Origin of the sequence: Serratia sp. ME47 (assembly GCF_903970925.1) — a bacterium.
GTDB lineage: Bacteria > Pseudomonadota > Gammaproteobacteria > Enterobacterales > Enterobacteriaceae > Serratia > Serratia ureilytica.
This window is the reverse complement of the sequence record NZ_CAJCKE010000004.1, coordinates 22193-40475: the sequence shown is the minus strand read 5'-3', so window position 1 is coordinate 40475 and position 18283 is coordinate 22193. Positions and strand designations below refer to the sequence as shown.

The window sequence follows — 18283 nt, the reverse complement described above, 5'->3', positions numbered from 1 at the left end:
ATGGAACGACACTGCAGCAGGCGCGGGGCTAAACTTAAGGTGCATGAGAAACATGCGGCAAGGAACGCCATCCTGTTCATGGGTTTGACGCGGAGGGCCGCCGTCATGGCTTATCAGCATATCGTTGTCGCCACGGATCTCAGCGAAGACGCCGAGTTCCTGTTGGGCAAGGGCGCCAGGTTGGCCGCCGCGCTCCAGGCCAAACTTTCACTGATTTATATCGATATTCACCGCGCCGGTTATTATGTCGATCTGGGCGTGGGAGATTACAACTACACCGATCGCACGTTTTCGGAGCGGGTGAAGAATATGCTCAATGCGATCAAAGGGCAGTCTTCCTATCCGGTGGAAGAGGTGATCGTCAGCCGTGGCGCATTGACGGAAGAGCTGAATCGGGTGGCGAAGGAAAAAGGGTTCGATCTGGTGATCTTCGGCCATCACCACGATGTCTGGAGCCGGCTGGTTTCTTCGGCGCGTCAGGCGATCAATGAGTTGAACGTCGATCTGCTGGTGATCCCCATCGAGAAAAAATAGTCGCGGCCGCCGGCGGGCGGCTGCTTTTTTCATTCGCATCGCTTATCTCTGAGCGGCCATAACCGTCTATCCGCAATAATCCCGCTTGCTGACAATCCGCCAGGAAAATAGTGACTGGCCGCAATTTTATTATCTCCATCAATATGTTGGCCAAAATCCGATAAAGATTAATCCAGCGCATTGAAATGACTCGCATACCTCATTTTGGTTAATAAACCGCACGTTTTGACTGGCTCTCAGGGAGCCTGCGTCTTATCCTCGGGGCAATGAGATTTGTATGACTTATATAAATGCGTTTACATGGAGGAGGTCTCATGCGTTTTGACAATAAAGTCGTGGTTATCACCGGTGCGGGCAATGGCATGGGGGAAGCGGCGGCGCGGCGTTTCTCCGCCGAGGGCGCCATTGTGGTGCTGGCTGACTGGGCCAAGGAAGCGGTAGACAAGGTCGCCGCTTCGCTGCCGAAGGGCCGCGCGATGGCGGTGCATATCGACGTTTCCGATCACGTGGCGGTTGAAAAAATGATGAACGAGGTGGCGGAAAAACTGGGCCGCATCGACGTCCTGCTGAACAACGCCGGCGTACACGTGGCGGGCAGCGTGCTGGAAACCAGCATCGACGACTGGCGTCGCATCGCCGGGGTCGATATCGACGGCGTGGTGTTCTGTTCCAAATTCGCCTTGCCGCACTTGCTGAAAACCAAAGGCTGCATCGTCAATACCGCATCGGTGTCCGGCCTGGGCGGTGACTGGGGCGCGGCCTATTACTGCGCGGCGAAAGGCGCGGTGGTTAACCTGACGCGGGCCATGGCGCTGGATCACGGCGGTGACGGCGTGCGCATCAACTCGGTCTGCCCGAGCCTGGTCAAAACCAACATGACCAACGGCTGGCCGCAGGAGATCCGCGACAAGTTCAATGAGCGCATCGCGCTGGGGCGTGCGGCGGAGCCGGAAGAAGTGGCGGCGGTGATGGCGTTTCTGGCCAGCGACGACGCCAGCTTTATCAATGGCGCCAACATTCCGGTCGATGGCGGGGCGACCGCCTCGGACGGCCAACCGAAGATCGTCTAAGCGTTAATGCGCAGGCCCGGCCATTATGACCGGGCCTGTTGTTTTAGACGCCGATGCGATCGCGCAGCGTGTAGTAGGCCGCGCCGATGGCGGTGAACGGGATCTGCAGATTGCGTCCGCCGAAGAACGGCAGGTGCGGCAGCTTGGCGAAGGCGTCGAAGCGTTCGGCGTCGCCGCGCATCAGCTCGGCGATCAGCTTGCCCGCCAGATGGGTACAGGTTACGCCGTGGCCGCTGTATCCCTGCATGTAGTACACGTTATTCTCCAGCCGACCGAACTGCGGCATGCGCGACAGCGTCAGCAGGAAGTTGCCGGTCCAGCGATAGTCGATACGCACGCCTTTCAACTGCGGGAAGGTCTTCAGCAGCTTCGGCCGGATCAGGTTATCGATGTCGTCCGGATCGCGCGCGCCGTACACCACGCCGCCGCCGTACAGCAGACGATGATCGGCGGTGATGCGGTAGTAATCCAGCAGGTAGTTGCAGTCCTCCACGCAGTAATTCTGCGGGATCAGCGCCTGCGCTATCTCCGGCGCCAGCGGTTCGGTGGTCACCACCTGGGTACCGCACGGCATGCTGCGCTTGGCCAGCCGCGGCTCCAGCTTATCGCCCAGATAGGCGTTGCCGGCGACGATGACGAAGCGCGCCTTCACCTGGCCATTGGCGGTGCTGATGAGCGCCGGTTCGCCGTGGCGAATGTTCGTCACCGCCGATTGCTCGAAGATGCGCCCGCCCTGCAGGCGAATCGCCTCGGCCTCGCCCAGCGCCAGATTGAGCGGATGGATGTGGCCGCCGCTGTGATCGAGCAGCGCGCCGACGTAACGATCGCTGGCGATCTCCTGGCGCACCCGGTCCGCGTCGAGCAGCTCAAGCTGGGTATTGCCGTAGCGCTCCCAGTTGCGTTTTTGCTCGATCAGCGCATGGAACTGCTTGTTGTTCAGGGCGGCGAAGATACCGCCGGGGCGGTAGTCGCAGTCGATGGCGTAGCGGCTGATGCGGCTGCGAATGATCTCCGCGCCTTCGAACATCATGCTGCCGAGCAGGCGGGCGCTTTCCGCGCCGTAACGCTCTTCAATCACATCAATGTCGCGGCTGTAAGAGTTGACCAACTGGCCGCCGTTGCGGCCGCTGGCGCCGAAACCGATGCGCGCCGCTTCCAACACCACCACGTCGTAACCGGCTTCCACCAGGAACAGCGCGGAGGAGAGGCCGGTATAGCCGCCGCCGATCACGCAGACGTCGCACTCGATCGATTCATTCAGTTGCGGATAGGGCTGATGTGCGTTGGCCGTGGCCGCATAATAGCTTTTTACGTGTTCAGTCATGATGTAAGCCCTTATTCCAGCGAGATCCAGGTGGTTTTCAATTCGGTGAATTTGTCCAGCGCATGCAGCGATTTGTCGCGGCCGTTGCCGCTTTGCTTGTAACCGCCGAACGGCACGGTCATGTCGCCGTCGTTGTAGTTGTTGACGAACACCGTACCGGCCTTCAGTTGGCGCGCCATGCGGTGCGCGCGCGCCAGATCGCGGGTCCAGACCGCGGCACCGAGGCCGTAGTCGCTGTCGTTGGCCAGCTGCAGCGCCTGTTGCTCGTCGTCGAACGCCGTCACCGCCAGCACCGGGCCGAAGATTTCATCGCGCGCCACGCTCATGGCATTGTCCACCTGGGTGAGGATGGTCGGCCCCAGATAGCCGGCGTGGTCGCCCTGCGGATGGTCGCGCCCGTCGAGGAACAGCGCGGCGCCCTGGCTCAGCCCCCGATCGATATAGCCGGCCACTTTCTCGCAGTGGCCGCTGTCGATCAGCGTGCCCATCACCGTGTCGGGATCGAGCGGATCGCCGGGCACGAAAGCCGCCGCGTGTTTGCGCAGCGCCTGCAGGAACGCTTGCTCAATGCTCGCTTCGACCAGCAGGCGAGTGCCGGCGATGCACACCTGCCCCTGATTGTAGAAGATGCCGGCGGCGGCGCTGCGGGCGGCCTGATCCAGATCCGGGCAGTCGGCGAAGACGATGTTGGCGCTTTTGCCGCCGGCCTCCAGCCAGACGCGTTTCATGTTCGATTCGCCGGCGTAAATCATCAGCTGTTTCGCCACCAGCGTAGAGCCGGTAAAGGTGAGGGCGTCGACGTCGCGGTGCAGCGCCAGCGCCTTGCCGGCGTCGTGGCCGTAGCCGGGCACCACGTTCAGCACGCCGTCCGGCAGCCCGGCCTGTTGCGCCAGTTTGCCGAGCAGGATGGCGCTCAGAGGTGACTTTTCGGAGGGTTTGAGCACCACGCTGTTGCCGGCGGCCAGCGCCGGGCCGAGCTTCCAGCAGGCCAGCAGCAACGGGAAGTTCCAGGGCACGATGGCGCCGACCACGCCGATCGGCTCGCGTTCGATCAGCGCCAGCGCCTCGCGACCGGTGGGGGCGATTTCGCCGTACACCTTATCGATCGCTTCGGCGTACCAGCGGATGCAGCGGATAGCGCCCGGCACGTCGTCGCGCAGGCTGTGACGAATCGGTTTGCCGGTGTCCAGCGTTTCCAGCAGCGCCAGCTCTTCGTGATGCTGTTCCATCAGCTCGGCGAAGCGCAGCAGCGTGGCTTTGCGCTGCGCCGGCGCGGCCTGGGCCCAGTCGCCGCGTTCAAAGGCGGCGCGCGCCGCGCTGACCGCCCGATCGATGTCGGCGGCTTCGCCGCGCGCGACCTGCGCCAGCTCACGGCGACCGGCGGGATCTTCGACGGCGAAACGTTTCCCCGCGGCGGCCGGCTGGTAGCGGCCGTCGATAAACAGCTGGTGCTCAATCTTCAGGGCCTGCGCCCGTTGTTGCCAATACTGCAAATGGTGAAAGTTCATGCCTGGCTCCGTTGATCAGAATGTCGTCGGCGTATGGGCGCTGATAATCCGGCAAATGCGCGCCGACGTGTTGCTGAAACTGTGGGGAATGCCGGTATTGATGGCGTAGCTCTGCCCGGCCTGCAGGTGATAGCTCTGGCCGTTGACCTGCAGCACCACTTCGCCTTCCAGCAGCGTGCCGATCTCTTCCCCTTGGTGTTTGATGCGCTCGCCGGTGGTGGTGCCCGGTTCGTAGGTCTCGATCATCATTGCCAGCGTGCGATTCGGATCGCCGTTATGGATCAGCTTCATCGATACGCCCTGGCTGCCGATCTCGATCAGGTCGTCGCTGTCTATCACGATCTGCGGCTCAGCCGGTTTTTCCGGTTCGGCGAAAAACGCCGACAGCGACAGACCGTATACCGTCAGCAGCTTTTGCAGCGTGCTGATGGCCGGGCTGACCTTGTCTTGCTCGATAGTACTGATGGCGCTGTGGGTTAACCCAGACAGTTCGGCGACCCGGCGCTGCGACAACCCCAATTGTTGACGGATCTGCGACAGACGTTTTCCCGGTGCCAAGCTGACGTCGCTCATGGGCGTTTTTCCTTTTGATAGTTCCGACAGGCGGTAATGAAACCATCAAACAACAGGCGCGACAGGGCGTACTCGTCGCTGTTCCACTCCGGGTGCCACTGCACGCCGAGCGCGAAAGGCTGATCGCGTACGCTGATCGCCTCCACCAGCCCGTCGGCGGCGTGCGCCTCGATGCGAACGCTCGCGCCCAGGGTTTTGGCGCCCTGGCCGTGCAGCGAGTTCACCCAGAATCTGTTGCAATCCGGTATCAGTTGCGAAAGCAGCCCCCCTTCCTGAACGATGACCTCGTGGGCGGGGGCGTATTGCTGTTCCAGCGGCAGGTCGTGATCTTCACGATGCTCCAGCAGCTCGGGCAGTTCGTACAAGCGGCGATGCAGGGTGCCTTGAGTGGCGACCACCATTTCCTGCATGCCGCGGCAAATGGCGAAAAGGGGAATGCGCCTGTCGAATGCCTGGCGGATCAGCGCCAGGCTCAACGCGTCTCGGCCAGGATCGGCGTCAGGCTCATCGCCGTTTTCACCATAAAGGTGCGGCTGCACATTACTGGGGCTGCCGGGCAACAGAATGCCGTCGAGGCGCGGCAACAGTTCCGCCAGCATCTCAGGCTCCGCCAGCGCGTGCGGCAGGGCGATCGGTAAACCGCCGGCGGTGATAACGGCATTCAGGTACTTTTCTTGCAAGGTCTGCGTAAGGTGCCCGTTTAACCTATACCTGCACATGACGACGCCGATGACTGGTCTGTTAAATATATTGTCCATGCTATCCCCTTGGTACGTTCGAAATTATGAACGATAAGCTTCTCCACCGCCGATTTCGTTCAATATTCTATAAATCTAGCAGTCGATTGGCCAATATTCAAACCAAAAGTAACACTTGCAAAACAAATTTGTTTCATCTACGTTTCATTTGTGGGCATTATATTGAACAAGACGGTCAATAAACATCGACGACAGCAAAACACAAACGGCGGGTGAACCATGCAGACCAACATCGTAGAAGTGGAAAACTTTGTTCAGCACAGTGAAGAGAGACGAAGTAGCGCGTTCCAGCGCGAAGTGAAGAAGTATCTGGAACGTTATCCGTTAACCCAACATGTCGACGTCCTGTTGACCGATCTGAACGGCAGCTTCCGCGGCAAACGCATCCCGGTCGGCGGTCTGAATAAGCTGGAAAAAGGCTGTTACTTCCCGGCGTCGGTATTTGCGATGGATATTCTCGGCAACGTGGTGGAAGAGGCCGGGCTGGGGCAGGAGTTGGGCGAGCCGGATCACGTGTGCGTGCCGGTGCCGGGCACGCTGACGCCGTCGGCGGCGGACCCGCAATATATCGCACAGGTGCTGCTCACCATGTTGGATGAAGATGGCACTCCCTTTGACGTTGAACCGCGCAATGTGCTGAACCGAGTGTGGCAGCGTTTGCGTCAGCGCGGGCTTTCCCCCGTGGTAGCGGTAGAGTTGGAGTTCTATCTCATCGATCGTCAACGCGATGCGGAGGGGTATCTGCAGCCGCCGTGCGCGCCGGGCACGCAAGAACGCAACACCCAAAGCCAGGTGTACTCCGTCGATAACCTGAACCATTTCGCCGACGTGCTGAGCGAGATCGACGAACTGGCGCGTTTGCAGGGCATTCCGGCGGACGGCGCGGTGGCGGAGGCGTCGCCGGGGCAGTTCGAGGTCAACCTGCACCATACCGATGATGTGCTGCAGGCCTGCGACCATGCGCTGGCGCTGAAGCGCTTGGTGCGCATGGTGGCCGAGAACCACAATATGCAGGCGACCTTTATGGCCAAGCCGTATGAAGAGCACGCCGGCAGCGGCATGCACGTGCACATCAGCATGCTGAATGCGCAAGGCGACAACGTGTTCGCCGATGACGACGGCGAAGATTCGGCGCTGCTGAAACAGGCGCTGGCGGGCATGATCGCCCTGATGCCGTCCTCGATGGCGCTGCTGGCGCCGAACGTCAACGCCTACCGCCGCTTCCAGCCCGGCATGTATGTGCCGACCCAGGCCTCCTGGGGGCATAACAACCGCACCGTGGCGCTGCGCATTCCCTGCGGCGATCGCGATAACCACCGGGTGGAGTATCGCGTGGCGGGCGCCGACGCCAACCCGTATCTGGTGATGGCGACCATTCTGGCCGGCATCGTCTACGGCCTGGAAACCGCATTGCCGCTGCCTGAGCCGGTGACCGGCAACGGGCTGGAGCAGGACGGGCTGCCGTTCCCGATCCGCCAGAGCGACGCCCTGTACGAGTTCGAACATCAGCCGGTGCTCAATGCATTGTTGGGCGAACGCTTCAGCCATGTCTACCTGGCCTGCAAAACCGATGAGCTGGTGCAGTTTGAGCGCCTGATCACCGAAACCGAGATCGAGTGGATGCTGAAAAACGCCTGATCCCGCTCACCCTGTGACTACCGCGCGCGTCCGGCGCATTTCATCGGCTCTCCTGTGGCCGGCGAGGCTGCGCGCTGCGGTACAGAATTTCTTCTATCACGGCGTACAGGACGCCGACGAGGAAATAACCATGACTCAGTCATCCCCCTGCGCAGACGTTTGCCTGTGCCGCAGTGCCGACGGGCCGGTCGCCGGCCGCCCGACAGCGATCCCAACCCGTTTTTCCCGCCGCCTGAGCAGCAGTTTCCCTGCGGCCTCTCTGAATGACGTTGCACGGTTGACAGCAGAGGACCAAAAGGGGAAATGCCATGACGACTAAAGCCATCGACGGCGGCCAGGCGGGCAAACCGCAGCTGCGCAAATCCCTCAAGCTGTGGCAGGTGGTGATGATGGGCCTGGCCTATCTGACGCCGATGACGGTGTTTGACACCTTCGGCATCGTCTCCGGCCTCACAGACGGCCATGTGCCGACCTCCTACCTGCTGGCGCTGGCCGGCGTGCTGTTCACCGCCATCAGCTACGGCAAACTGGTGCGCCAGTTTCCCACCGCCGGATCCGCCTACACCTATGCGCAGAAGGCGATCAACCCGCACGTCGGTTTCCTGGTGGGATGGTCGTCGCTGCTGGACTATCTGTTCTTGCCGATGATCAACACGCTGCTGGCCAAGATCTACCTGACCGCGCTGTTCCCGGAGGTGCCGCCCTGGGTGTGGGTGGTGGGCTTCGTGATTCTGATCACCGCCATCAACCTGAAAAGCGTCAATCTGGTGGCCAACTTCAATACCCTGTTCGTACTGGCGCAGGTGGCGATCATTCTGGTATTTATCTACCTGGTGGTACGCGGCCTGCACAACGGCGAGGGGATGGGTACGGTGTGGAGCCTGCGGCCGTTCCTCAGCGAGAATGCGCACCTGCTGCCGATCATTACCGGCGCGACTATCCTGTGCTTCTCGTTCCTCGGCTTTGACGCAGTCACCACGCTGTGTGAAGAGACGCCCGACGCCGCCAAGGTGATCCCGCGCGCCATCTTCCTGACCGCGCTGTACGGCGGGGTGATCTTTATCAGCGTGTCGTTCTTCATTCAGCTGTTTTTCCCGTCCATTCAACGCTTTCATCAGCCCGACGCCGCACTGCCGGAGATTGCGCTGTACGTCGGCGGCAAGCTGTTCCAATCGATCTTCCTGTGCGTGACCTTTATCAACACGCTGGCCTCCGGCCTGGCGTCGCACGCCAGCGTGTCGCGCCTGCTGTACGTGATGGGGCGTGACAACGTGTTCCCGGAGAAATTCTTCGGCTATATCCACCCCAAATGGCGTACGCCGGCGCTGAACGTACTGATGGTCGGGTTGGTGGCGTTGTCGGCGCTGTCATTCGATCTGGTGACCGCCACGGCGCTGATCAACTTCGGCGCGCTGGTGGCCTTTACCTTCGTTAACCTGTCGGTGATCAGCCACTTCTTTATTCGCGAAGGGCGCAACAAAAGCTGGAAGGATCGCTTCAACTTCCTGTTCCTGCCGTTGGTGGGGGCGCTGACGGTAGGGGTGCTGTGGCTGAACCTGGAGAAAAGCTCGCTGACCATGGGGCTTATCTGGGCGACGCTGGGCTTCGGCTATTTGGCCTGGCTGACCCGACGCTTTCGCCAGCCGCCGCCGCAGTTGGAGCGGCAACCGCAGCAATAAATTCACAGGCGGGAGTTTCCCGCCTTTCTTTTTGGCACGTGCGGCAGTAGAGTGAAAAACCTGATAAAAAATAACCTATTGGACCTGCCTTATGCCCGCTTTGCCCTCGCGTACCCGCGCCACGTTGTTCGGTTTATTGGCCATTGTGCTGTGGAGCAGCGTCGTCGGCCTGATCAGAAGCGTCAGCGAAGGGCTGGGGCCTGTCGGCGGCGCGGCGATGATCTACAGCGTCAGCGCGGCGTTCTTGCTGGTGGCGCTCGGCGTGCCGAAATGGCGCAGCTTTCCGCGGCCTTACCTGATCGTCGGCAGCCTGCTGTTCGTCAGCTACGAGATCTGCCTGTCGCTGTCGCTCGGCTACGCCAATACCCGCCTGCAGGCGATAGAAGTGGGCATGATCAACTACCTGTGGCCCTGTTTCACCGTGCTGATGGCGCTGGCGCTCAACGGCCAAAAGGCGAAATGGTGGCTGCTGCCGGGGCTGCTGCTGTCGCTGTTCGGCATCGGCTGGATCATGAGCGGCGAGGGCGGCTGGTCACCGGCGCAGATGCTGGCCAACGTGCGCAGCAATCCGCTCAGCTATACGCTGGCGTTCAGCGGCGCGGTGATCTGGGCGCTGTATTGCAACCTGACCAAGAAGATCGCCCAGGGCAGCAACGGCGTGGTGCTGTTTATCGCGCTGACCGCGCTGGCGCTGTGGCTGAAGTACGCCTTCAGCGCGGAAAGCGGCATGCAGTTCAGCGTCGGCGTGACCGTGACGTTGCTGTGCGCCGGGGTGGCGATGGGGGCGGGATATGCCGCCTGGAACGTCGGCATTCTGCACGGCAACATGACGCTGCTGGCGACCGTCTCCTATTTTACCCCGGTGCTGTCGGCGGTGTTCGCCGCGCTGGTGCTGCACACCTCGCTGACCGCCAATTTCTGGCAGGGCGTAGCGATGGTCACCCTGGGCTCGCTGATCTGTTGGCGGGCAACTCGCGGAAATTAACGGAAATTATCCGCCATCGCCGCAATGTTGAACTAGAATTTAACTAGCCATGTTGCCTGAAGGAACGACGACAATGAGAAGTGACATTCAATTTATTCAGCAGCCTGAAATCGACGTGCATCATTATGAGCGCGGCGATACCGTGCGCCTGACTACGGCGAATTTGCGGCATGAATATCAGCTCGATGTTTATATTTTGCGCCGCGACGACAAGCTGATTTACGGTTCGGTCGTCGCGGCGGCGCCCAAAACCGATATTCCGGTCGCCAGCTGGGAGGTCAAAAACGGTGAAGAGGTGGCGTTCCGCCAAGAAAACATCGCCAAAGCGGTGCCGGCGGTAAACTGATTTCACGTTCCGCACTTTCTCCTGATGCTGATGAAGGCCGACGCTCGCGCGTCGGCTTTTTCTTTTCCACCTCGTGATGACGCCCTGATGTCATTTGGCTTAAAAACTGCGCTAAAAAACGCGACACATGACAAAAATCACAGCGAATGTGAATTTGCATGAAACATAATTTGACAAATGTGAACGCAATCGATTACCTATTCGCGAAATGCGTAACTGGATCACAGATTCTTACAGTCAGTGGTTTCTATAATGCGCGCGTCATCCGAGTTTCTGTGTGAAGACAACGCCAGGTGTCGGCAGACTCATTGTCATCTTTTCTAAACGGGCAGGAAATGGCCCTTTAAGCATGTGGTAATAAAATGAAAAAAATAGCTCTCGCAGCAGGTGTACTGCTCGCAGCGTCTTACAGTGCATCATCAATGGCTGATAGCAAAGACAGTCAATATGTCTCCGACTGGTGGCACCAGAGCGTTAACGTGGTGGGCAGCTACCACACCCGTTTCGGGCCGCAACTGAATAACGACGTGTATCTCGAATACGAAGCCTTCGCCAAGAAAGACTGGTTCGATTTCTACGGCTACGTTGACGTGCCGAAGTTCTTCGGCGTGGGCAATACCCCGGACCGCGGCATCTGGGACAAAGGCTCCCCGCTGTTTATGGAGATTGAACCGCGCTTCTCCATCGACAAGCTGACCGGCACCGATCTGAGCTTCGGTCCGTTCAAAGAGTGGTACTTCGCCAACAACTACATCTATGACCTGGGCCACAACGCCGACGGTCGTCAAAACACCTGGTACATGGGTCTGGGCACCGATATCGACACCGGCCTGCCGATGAGCCTGTCGATGAACATCTATGCCAAATACCAGTGGGAAAACTACCAGGCCGCCAACGAGAACAGCTGGGACGGTTACCGCTTCAAGGTGAAATACTTTGTGCCGCTGACCCAGGTGTGGGGCGGCAATCTGAGCTACATCGGCTTCACCAACTTCGATTTCGGTTCCGATCTGGGCAAGGACAGCCATTGGGTTGACGGCACCGGCAAACAGGTGCGCACCGGTAACTCTATCGCCTCCAGCCATATTTTGGCGCTGAACTACGATCACTGGCACTATTCTTTCGTGGCGCGTTATTTCCATAACGGCGGTCAGTGGCAGGATGGCGCGGAGATCGGCACGCCGCAGGGCCCGATCAAGTCTACCGGTTGGGGTTACTACCTGGTGGTCGGCTATAACTTCTGATTTTCCGTGTTATCAGAAACAGAAAACCCCGCCTGGCGGGGTTTTTTTTCGTCATCACTGGGCTTGTTCTACCGGGAGATGCCTCACCGGCATAAACAGCCTGCCTTTGATCACGTGACATTCATTATTTATCCAACTAATGATTTGTTCACGGCTGACGCCTTCCGACTGCGCGTAACGATGAAGATCGCCGTTAAAGTGCCGAGTGATGTATTCCATGAGGGTCATTTGCACGTCTTTTGCTCCTGAACGCCCACCCGTTGCCAGCCTGGCCACCGCGGGAGGTTAAGGTTTCTCAGACAGCGAATGTAAATTATCGGCAACGAAATCTCAACATAAAGCACCAAATAGGAGCGACGCCGGTGGGAAAAAGAATCCCGCACGGAAAGGCGGGAAGTGTTCGATATTATCATTCTGGATGATAAGAATAAGATTTGAGGTGCGACGAAAAAGAGCACGCTAACTCTTTTTTGTTACCGTCCCACGCTAGCGGAAGGCTTATTTTTCTTCAAGAAAAATCGGGGGTAGATTTCGGAATTCTCGAGGCGTTTTGCGTTAAAACAAGAGAGTGGCGCGAATGCCGTAAAACCGCACTGTCATCTCGGAGTTTTCCTTATACTTTGCCCGGAAAAGGCCAACTATAGTAAACAGAGTCCCCCACGCAGGAATACACAACATGAACAAACGTCGTACGACTCTCACGGTGTTGGCACTGATTGCATCGCTGGGGTTGTCATCCGCCCCGGCCATGGCCGACAAAGGCGGCAATGGTAACGGCAACGGCAACGGGCATGGCAACAGCGGCAATCACGGCAATAACGGTAACCACGGCAATCACGGCAACAAAGATAAAGGCGACTATAGAGACTATAGAAACGACGATAATCTGGTTTCCGTCAGCCTCTCGCGCGACCGTGCCCGTTCGCTGGCGCACACCTACGGGCTGACCGGCTACCGCTCGTTGCCGCCGGGCATCGCCAAGAATCTGGCGCGCGGCAAACCGCTGCCGCCGGGCATCGCCAAAAAAATGGTGCCATCTTCGATGCTGCGTGAACTGCCGCAGTATCCGGGTTATGAATGGCGCATCGCCGGCGACGATCTGGTGCTGGTCGCGCTCAGCACCGCGATTGTGGCTTCCGTCATCAACGGCGTGTTCGACTAACGCCGGTTGGGTCTCATCGGGCCTCGCTGCGGCGGGGCCTTTTTTATTTGCCGGCGCGGGGCTGACGTGGTGAACTTGGCGCCTGACCTTTTCACTGCATCATAAGGGAGGAGCCATGTTCAGGGCGTTATTGATAGCGTGTTGCCTGACCAGTTTTCCGGCGTTGGCGGACGGCGGCGCCGCTATCGGCGAGCTGGTGAACCAACGGCTGTCGTTGATGAAAGACGTGGCCGGTTACAAGGCGCAGCAGCATTTGCCGATCGAAGATCTGGCGCAGGAGGCGAAGGTGTTGGCCAACGCGCAGGCGGAAGCGGGGCGTTTGGGGCTGGAGCCGGCGTCGGTACGGCCTTTTATCACCGCGCAGATGGACGCCGCCAAGGCGATTCAGTACCGCTATCGCGCCGACTGGTTGGCGAGCCCGGAAAGCGATTGGCAGCCGCGCCCGCTGGCGCAGGTGCGGGTGCAGATCGGGCAATTGAGCAGCCGGATACTGCAGCGTTTGGCGGCGCGGCTGCGCGCCGGCCCGCTCGACGCGGCGGATCGGGCGGCGTTTATGGCGTCCGTGGAACAGGTGAATCTCAGCGCCGCCGACAAGCGGCGGCTGGCGGATGCGCTGCTGGCGGTCAAAGCCGACAGCGCGCGCTGATCGTCAGTCGCGGCCGACGGTGCTGCGGCGGAAGGTCAGCATCCGGCTGCGGTTGGCGATGAGATCCACGTTGTAACCGCGGAAATAGAGGCAAAAGCGTTTCAACCACGGGCCGTCCTGGCACTCCACCAGCATGCGTCCCTGGCCCAGCGGGCTGAGCGTGCCGGTCTGCGCCGCCGGGCCGACGCCGATATGCACCCGATTGCCGCGAATTTCAAAGGCGGTGCGATAGTGCGGGTGGTACCACAGCCCCTGCACATGCTTCAGGCAGTCGCCGTTGGCCGTGACCGGCAGGAAACGGCGCGCCACGTGTCCAACCTCGCCCTCTACCGTTTCGCCGGTCCACTTCAGCCTGATGGGCATATGAGCGGATAGCGACACCGCGTACCCGTCCTCTCCTTGATACAGCGGTTCATCGCTGCCCAGATAGGCCAGGTTACCGTTTTTGACCTCCAGCCAGTGCGGCTCCGCCAGCGTGGCGTAGAGACCGTCGGGGATCGCCGCGCTGCGCTGCGGCAGCGGTTCGCCCAGCAGCGTCGCCATCACCTGCAAGGCCATGCCGAAACTGTCGCAATCTTCGCGGTTGGCCACCAGCGCGACGCCGGCCTGACGGTCGGGCGCCAGCAGGAAATAGGTTTTGTAACCGGCATGGGAGCCGCCGTGGCCCAGCAGGCTGCGGCGGCCCAGCGGCGTGCGCGCCAGCCCCAGGCCATAGGCGCTGAGTTGGCCCTGATTGAGGCGGCGCGGCGCGCTGAGCTGCGCCAGCACGCCCTGGCCGGGGCCTTGGTCGGCCAACAGCGTTTGCAGCCAGCGGGTGAGGGCGTTGACGCTGCCGGTCAGGCAGCCGGAGGCGGAAAGGTGCAGGCCGGCGCTGGCGTGTTGCCAGCCCTGCGGCGCCCGCCAGTAACCCGGCACCAACCCCGGCACCACGTCGAACCAGCTTTCCGGCGCTCGCATCTGCACCTGCAGCGGCTGGGCGATATGCCGTTGCACCAACTGGTCGAAATCATACCCTTTGCTGCGCAGCGCGGCCTCCAGCAGCCGATAGCCGGTATTGCTGTAGGCGATCTCGCTGCCGGCCTCATAGTTCAACCTTTCCAGCCCCTCGACAAACTGCATCACCGGCTGCGCCTCGCTGACGGCATGCAGCGAGATGCCGAGCAGGCCGAGCGTCTCGCGCACGTCAGGCAGGCCGCCGGTCATGTCCAGCGCCTGGCCGACGGTAACGTCCGCCAACGCGGGCTGCAGGGCGGGGAGCAGTTCACCCAGGCGTTGCTCCAGCCGAACGGCGCGATCGGTAGCGTTCAGCGCCAGCGCGGCGAAGATATGCTTGGTCACTGAGGCGTAGCGCACCACGCTGTCGGCGGTGAAGGGGGTGTTCTGCGCCAGATCGGCCAGGCCGGCGCAGGCGGTGGCGCGGAGTTGTTCGGCGTCAAACAGGGTGATGGCGCCGCCGGGTTCGCCACGCCGTTGCCAGCCGGCCAGCAGTTGTTCGGCGACGGCGCCGGCAGCGCGCCAGTTTAACGGTGTTACAGACATAGGGCCTCCAGAGAGATATTCGAAACGGGCCAGTTGGCCACAGGCCGCCCGGTGCTGACGATGAACACGGGCTTTTGGGCTGATTGTGGCGCAGTGCGTTTTTCGTCGGCCGCTGTTTTGTGCGCTGTTTGGACCAGTTAGCGGGGAATCACGCGAAACTTTGATATAGCGCGCAGATTGCCGCTGGCGTTGCGGTTAAAGGCAGGAGAAAAACAGGCGCCCGGCGGCGCCTGTAAAGGGGGATCAGTTCAGCCTGGCGGCGCCGTCCAACAGGCTTTCAACCATCTGCTTGAGCAGGCGCTGCAGCGAGGCGGCGCGCTGCGGTTCGAACGCGAAAGGATACTGTTCGGACATGTAGTTGACCTGCGCCAGCTCGAGCTGGATCGCATGCTGTTGCTGCTGCGGTTGACCGTAGGCGCGGGTGATGTAACCGCCCTTGAAGCGGCCGTTCAGCACGTGGGTGTACTGCTGTTGCTGCTCGCAGCAGGCGACCAGCCGATCGCTCAGCGCCTGGGCGCAGCTTTCGCCGCCGTTGGTGCCGAGGTTGAGATCCGGCAGTTTGCCGTCGAACAGCCGCGGGATCACCGAGGCGATGGAGTGCGCGTCGAACAGCAACGCATAGCCGTGCCGCGCTTTGAGGCGCGCCAGCTCGTCCTGCAGCTGCTGATGATAAGGTTGCCAAATCTGCTGCAGATAGCCGGCGCGTTCTGTGTCCGTCGGCGTTTTGCCCGGCAGGAAGCTTGGGCGGCCGTCGAACAGCACGTCGGGATACAGACCGGTGGTGGCGGTGGTGTACAGCGGTTTGTCGTCCGCCGGGCGGTTCAGATCGATGACGAAGCGCGAATAGTTGCCGACCAGCACGCTGGCGCCCATCGCCCGGGCGAAGTCGTACAGCTGCGGAATGTGCCAGTCGGTATCGGGCAGCGGGCGGGCGTCGTCGGTCAACCCGGCCTCGACCGCCGGCGTCAGTTGCGTGCCGGCGTGCGGGATGCTGATCAGCAGCGGCAGGCTGCCGGTCTGGAAGCTAAAAGGATCGCGAATGGTCATTGACGTACTTCTCCTCGGAAAATCACCGTACAGGGCAGCTGGCCGCCCAACCAATAAGCCAGTTCCGCCGGCCGCGACAGCGGCCAGTGAACGAAGTCCGCCACCTTGCCGGTTTCCAGCGTGCCGTGGCTGTGTTGCAGCCCCAACGCTTTGGCGGCGTGGGTCGTAACGCCCGCCAGCGCTTCTTCCGGCGTCAGGCGGAACAGCGTGCAGGCCATGTTGATCATCAGGCGCAGCGACAGCGCCGGCGAGGTGCCGGGGTTGGCATCGCTGGCGATCGCCATCGCCACATGGTGCTTGCGGAACAGCTCCACCGGCGGGCACTGGGTTTCGCGCAGCAGGTAGTAGGCGCCGGGCAGCAGCACCGCCACGGTGCCGGCGTCGCCCATGGCGCGGGCATCTTGTTCGGTGGCGTATTCGAGATGGTCGGCGGAGAGCGCGTGATGGCGCGCCGCCAGCGTGCTGCCGCCAAGGGCGGAGAGCTGTTCGGCGTGCAGTTTGACCGGCAGACCGGCGGCTTCGGCGGCGGCGAAGACTCGCTCCACCTGCGCCGGTGAGAACGCCAGATGTTCGCAGAAGGCGTCAACCGCATCCGCCAGGCCGGCGGCGGCGGCCTGCGGGATGATGGTATCGCAGACCAGATTGATGTAGTCGTCGGCGCGGTTGGCGTATTCCGGCGGCAGCGCATGGGCCGCCAGACAGGTGGTTTTCACCTCGACCGGCAGCAGCTCGCCCAGTTTGCGCGCCACCCGCAGCATTTTCAGCTCGCTTTCCGGGCTGAGACCGTAGCCGGATTTGATTTCCACGCAGGTGACGCCTTCCGCCAGCAGCGGCCGCAGGCGGAACAGCGCCTGTTCCAGCAGCAGCGCTTCGTCGGCTTCGCGGGTGGCTTTCACGGTGGAGATGATGCCGCCGCCCTGCGCGGCGATGTCGGCATAGCTCACGCCGTTCAGCCGCTGTTCGAACTCGCCGCTGCGGTTGCCGCCGAACACCAGGTGCGTGTGGCAGTCAACAAAGCCGGGGGTGATGATGCCGCCGTCGAATTTCACCGTTTCGTCCGCGATCAGGCCGGGCGGCAGCGCCGCATGTTCGCCAATCCAGACGATCTTGCCGTCGCGTACGGCGATCGCGCCGTCGGTCAGGGTGTGATATTTGCCGTCGCGCATGGTGACGATATCGGCGCCGTGCCACAGGCTGTCACAGTGAATCTCAGACGTCATTGCTTTCCTCCGTCGGAGCCGCAGCTCCCACATGGTTGTATATACAATCAAAAACAACCTAACGCATTCATCGGGATGTCACAAGAGGCGGGAGAGATTTTGTTATCAGGATGTGATCGACCGCGGAGATGCGGGCGCAGGGGCGCCCGCCGGGGATCAGACTTCGCTGGTGAAGCGGCCGAACAGCTGGTAACGGCTGCCGGGGTACAGCAGCCGGGCCGAGGTCACCACGGTTTTGCCGGACCAGGTGCGACGGTGGATCAGCAGGCCGGGTTCGTGGTCCTCCAGCTGCAGCAGCTCGCGTTCGCGCCGGGTCGGGATCACCGCTTCGACGATGTGTTCGCCGGCGGTCAGCGGCGCGGCCTGCGTCAGATAGGTGTAGGGCGTGACGCGGTCGAAATCCTGCTTCAGGTAATCCGGCGCTACCAGCGGATTGACGCAGCGGTCTTCCACCTGCACCGGCACGTCGTTTTCGCAATGCACGATCTGCGAATAGAACAGCCGTTGGCCTGGCTGGATGCCGAGCGCCGCCGCCTCTTCCTCGCTGGCCGGGCGGGCCTTCAGCTCGAGGATTTTGCTGCTGTGGCGATGACCGCGCGCGGCGATCTCATCGGCGATGTTGTGCACTTCCAGCAGCGCGGTGTGCGCCTTGGCTTCGGCGACGAAGGTGCCGACGCCTTGCATGCGGATCAGAAAACCTTCGCTGGTCAGCTCGCGCAGCGCGCGGTTGATGGTCATGCGGCTGACGCCCAGTTCCGCCACCAGTTCACTTTCGGAGGGCACGCGCTGGTGCGGTTGCCAGTGCCCCGCACGGATTTGATTCACGATCGCCTGTTTGACCCGTTGGTAGATCGGGGCGGGGGCATCGCTCATTGCAGCCGCCAGTTGTAACACGGTCTGTTGTTCAGCCACGACGTTAACCTCGTCAAATAAAAAAATAATAACACCAGTTTACTGTTGATGTCGGCGTATGTATATGTATATACAACTAGTGGCCGTCGCGCCAGAAA

The 18283-nt window shown here is 61.1% G+C and carries 18 protein-coding genes; 9 read left to right on the top strand and 9 right to left on the bottom strand.

Annotated elements, in window-relative coordinates:
• The first annotated feature begins 105 nt into the window (after positions 1 to 105).
• Together H7A77_RS05800 and H7A77_RS05795 are read left to right on the top strand one after the other, a co-directional pair.
• Positions 106 to 534 carry a universal stress protein gene (locus H7A77_RS05800; protein WP_033642798.1) on the top strand — a complete coding sequence of 143 codons (429 nt, stop codon included), beginning with the start codon at positions 106 to 108 and terminating at the stop codon, positions 532 to 534.
• Between the two features lie 314 nt (positions 535 to 848).
• Positions 849 to 1604: an SDR family NAD(P)-dependent oxidoreductase gene (locus tag H7A77_RS05795; RefSeq protein ID WP_016928044.1), complete on the top strand. Its 756-nt coding sequence runs from the start codon at positions 849 to 851 to the stop codon at positions 1602 to 1604.
• 43 nt (positions 1605 to 1647) lie between these two features.
• On the opposite strand, the gene H7A77_RS05790 is transcribed toward H7A77_RS05795, so the two are convergent.
• The 4 genes from H7A77_RS05790 to puuD are packed head-to-tail and all read right to left on the bottom strand — an operon-like array spanning position 1648 to position 5767.
• Positions 1648 to 2928 carry an FAD-binding oxidoreductase gene (locus H7A77_RS05790; protein ID WP_016928043.1) on the bottom strand — a complete coding sequence of 427 codons (1281 nt, stop codon included), beginning with the start codon at positions 2926 to 2928 and terminating at the stop codon, positions 1648 to 1650.
• Between the two features lie 11 nt (positions 2929 to 2939).
• Positions 2940 to 4436 (bottom strand): aldehyde dehydrogenase PuuC, encoded by a 1497-nt coding sequence (gene puuC, locus H7A77_RS05785; RefSeq protein ID WP_033642800.1) that lies wholly within the window; start codon positions 4434 to 4436, stop codon positions 2940 to 2942.
• Positions 4437 to 4451: 15 nt separating this feature from the next.
• A complete protein-coding gene (gene puuR / locus H7A77_RS05780; protein ID WP_033642801.1) occupies positions 4452 to 5009 on the bottom strand; it encodes an HTH-type transcriptional regulator PuuR in 558 nt (185 codons plus the stop codon).
• A complete protein-coding gene (gene puuD / locus H7A77_RS05775; RefSeq protein WP_025302552.1) occupies positions 5006 to 5767 on the bottom strand; it encodes a gamma-glutamyl-gamma-aminobutyrate hydrolase in 762 nt (253 codons plus the stop codon). The genes puuR and puuD overlap by 4 nt, the downstream gene beginning before the upstream one ends.
• A 219-nt stretch (positions 5768 to 5986) precedes the next feature.
• Here puuD and H7A77_RS05770 point away from each other — a divergent pair, with 219 nt between their 5' ends.
• The 5 genes from H7A77_RS05770 (at position 5987) to H7A77_RS05750 (ending at position 11659) form a co-directional block, all read left to right on the top strand.
• Positions 5987 to 7405, top strand: a complete 1419-nt coding sequence (locus H7A77_RS05770; RefSeq protein WP_015377637.1) for a glutamine synthetase family protein — start codon at positions 5987 to 5989, stop codon at positions 7403 to 7405.
• A gap of 308 nt (positions 7406 to 7713) precedes the next feature.
• A complete protein-coding gene (locus H7A77_RS05765) occupies positions 7714 to 9084 on the top strand; it encodes an APC family permease (protein WP_033642803.1) in 1371 nt (456 codons plus the stop codon).
• A gap of 91 nt (positions 9085 to 9175) precedes the next feature.
• Complete coding sequence (gene yddG / locus H7A77_RS05760) at positions 9176 to 10069, top strand: aromatic amino acid DMT transporter YddG (protein ID WP_164057119.1); 894 nt, start codon at positions 9176 to 9178, stop codon at positions 10067 to 10069.
• Positions 10070 to 10142: 73 nt separating this feature from the next.
• Entirely contained in the window at positions 10143 to 10415 is a 273-nt protein-coding gene (locus tag H7A77_RS05755; protein WP_004941292.1) for a hypothetical protein, read from the top strand.
• A 362-nt stretch (positions 10416 to 10777) separates the two neighbouring features.
• Positions 10778 to 11659, top strand: a complete 882-nt coding sequence (locus H7A77_RS05750) for a nucleoside-specific channel-forming protein Tsx (RefSeq protein WP_033642808.1) — start codon at positions 10778 to 10780, stop codon at positions 11657 to 11659.
• A 54-nt stretch (positions 11660 to 11713) separates the two neighbouring features.
• Here the strand turns inward: H7A77_RS05750 and H7A77_RS05745 are convergent, their stop codons facing one another.
• On the bottom strand, positions 11714 to 11893 hold the full coding sequence (locus H7A77_RS05745) for a hypothetical protein (protein WP_033642811.1): 180 nt from the start codon (positions 11891 to 11893) through the stop codon (positions 11714 to 11716).
• A gap of 442 nt (positions 11894 to 12335) precedes the next feature.
• On the opposite strand from H7A77_RS05745, the gene H7A77_RS05740 reads away from it, so the two are divergent.
• Both H7A77_RS05740 and H7A77_RS05735 read left to right on the top strand, forming a co-directional pair.
• A complete protein-coding gene (locus H7A77_RS05740) occupies positions 12336 to 12821 on the top strand; it encodes an anti-virulence regulator CigR family protein (protein WP_033652092.1) in 486 nt (161 codons plus the stop codon).
• Between the two features lie 115 nt (positions 12822 to 12936).
• Positions 12937 to 13467: a chorismate mutase gene (locus tag H7A77_RS05735; protein ID WP_033652093.1), complete on the top strand. Its 531-nt coding sequence runs from the start codon at positions 12937 to 12939 to the stop codon at positions 13465 to 13467.
• 3 nt (positions 13468 to 13470) lie between these two features.
• On the opposite strand, the gene H7A77_RS05730 is transcribed toward H7A77_RS05735, so the two are convergent.
• The 4 genes from H7A77_RS05730 to hutC form a co-directional block, all read right to left on the bottom strand.
• Positions 13471 to 15006 carry a serine hydrolase gene (locus tag H7A77_RS05730; protein WP_182073931.1) on the bottom strand — a complete coding sequence of 512 codons (1536 nt, stop codon included), beginning with the start codon at positions 15004 to 15006 and terminating at the stop codon, positions 13471 to 13473.
• A gap of 243 nt (positions 15007 to 15249) precedes the next feature.
• Positions 15250 to 16053, bottom strand: a complete 804-nt coding sequence (gene hutG / locus H7A77_RS05725; protein ID WP_182073930.1) for an N-formylglutamate deformylase — start codon at positions 16051 to 16053, stop codon at positions 15250 to 15252.
• Positions 16050 to 17273: an imidazolonepropionase gene (hutI, locus tag H7A77_RS05720; RefSeq protein WP_049200373.1), complete on the bottom strand. Its 1224-nt coding sequence runs from the start codon at positions 17271 to 17273 to the stop codon at positions 16050 to 16052. The genes hutG and hutI overlap by 4 nt, the downstream gene beginning before the upstream one ends.
• A gap of 156 nt (positions 17274 to 17429) precedes the next feature.
• Positions 17430 to 18185 (bottom strand): histidine utilization repressor, encoded by a 756-nt coding sequence (hutC, locus tag H7A77_RS05715; protein WP_182073929.1) that lies wholly within the window; start codon positions 18183 to 18185, stop codon positions 17430 to 17432.
• Positions 18186 to 18283: the final 98 nt, after the last annotated feature.

Coding starts and splice junctions, on each gene's coding strand:
- H7A77_RS05765 (WP_033642803.1), top strand. CDS start 7,714: ATGACGACTAAAGCCATCGACGGCGGCCAGGCGGGCAAACCGCAGCTG.
- puuC (WP_033642800.1), bottom strand. CDS start 4,436: ATGAACTTTCACCATTTGCAGTATTGGCAACAACGGGCGCAGGCCCTG.
- H7A77_RS05735 (WP_033652093.1), top strand. CDS start 12,937: ATGTTCAGGGCGTTATTGATAGCGTGTTGCCTGACCAGTTTTCCGGCG.
- puuR (WP_033642801.1), bottom strand. CDS start 5,009: ATGAGCGACGTCAGCTTGGCACCGGGAAAACGTCTGTCGCAGATCCGT.
- H7A77_RS05750 (WP_033642808.1), top strand. CDS start 10,778: ATGAAAAAAATAGCTCTCGCAGCAGGTGTACTGCTCGCAGCGTCTTAC.
- H7A77_RS05795 (WP_016928044.1), top strand. CDS start 849: ATGCGTTTTGACAATAAAGTCGTGGTTATCACCGGTGCGGGCAATGGC.
- H7A77_RS05800 (WP_033642798.1), top strand. CDS start 106: ATGGCTTATCAGCATATCGTTGTCGCCACGGATCTCAGCGAAGACGCC.
- H7A77_RS05770 (WP_015377637.1), top strand. CDS start 5,987: ATGCAGACCAACATCGTAGAAGTGGAAAACTTTGTTCAGCACAGTGAA.
- yddG (WP_164057119.1), top strand. CDS start 9,176: ATGCCCGCTTTGCCCTCGCGTACCCGCGCCACGTTGTTCGGTTTATTG.
- hutG (WP_182073930.1), bottom strand. CDS start 16,053: ATGACCATTCGCGATCCTTTTAGCTTCCAGACCGGCAGCCTGCCGCTG.
- H7A77_RS05755 (WP_004941292.1), top strand. CDS start 10,143: ATGAGAAGTGACATTCAATTTATTCAGCAGCCTGAAATCGACGTGCAT.
- puuD (WP_025302552.1), bottom strand. CDS start 5,767: ATGGACAATATATTTAACAGACCAGTCATCGGCGTCGTCATGTGCAGG.
- hutI (WP_049200373.1), bottom strand. CDS start 17,273: ATGACGTCTGAGATTCACTGTGACAGCCTGTGGCACGGCGCCGATATC.
- H7A77_RS05740 (WP_033652092.1), top strand. CDS start 12,336: ATGAACAAACGTCGTACGACTCTCACGGTGTTGGCACTGATTGCATCG.
- H7A77_RS05790 (WP_016928043.1), bottom strand. CDS start 2,928: ATGACTGAACACGTAAAAAGCTATTATGCGGCCACGGCCAACGCACAT.
- H7A77_RS05730 (WP_182073931.1), bottom strand. CDS start 15,006: ATGTCTGTAACACCGTTAAACTGGCGCGCTGCCGGCGCCGTCGCCGAA.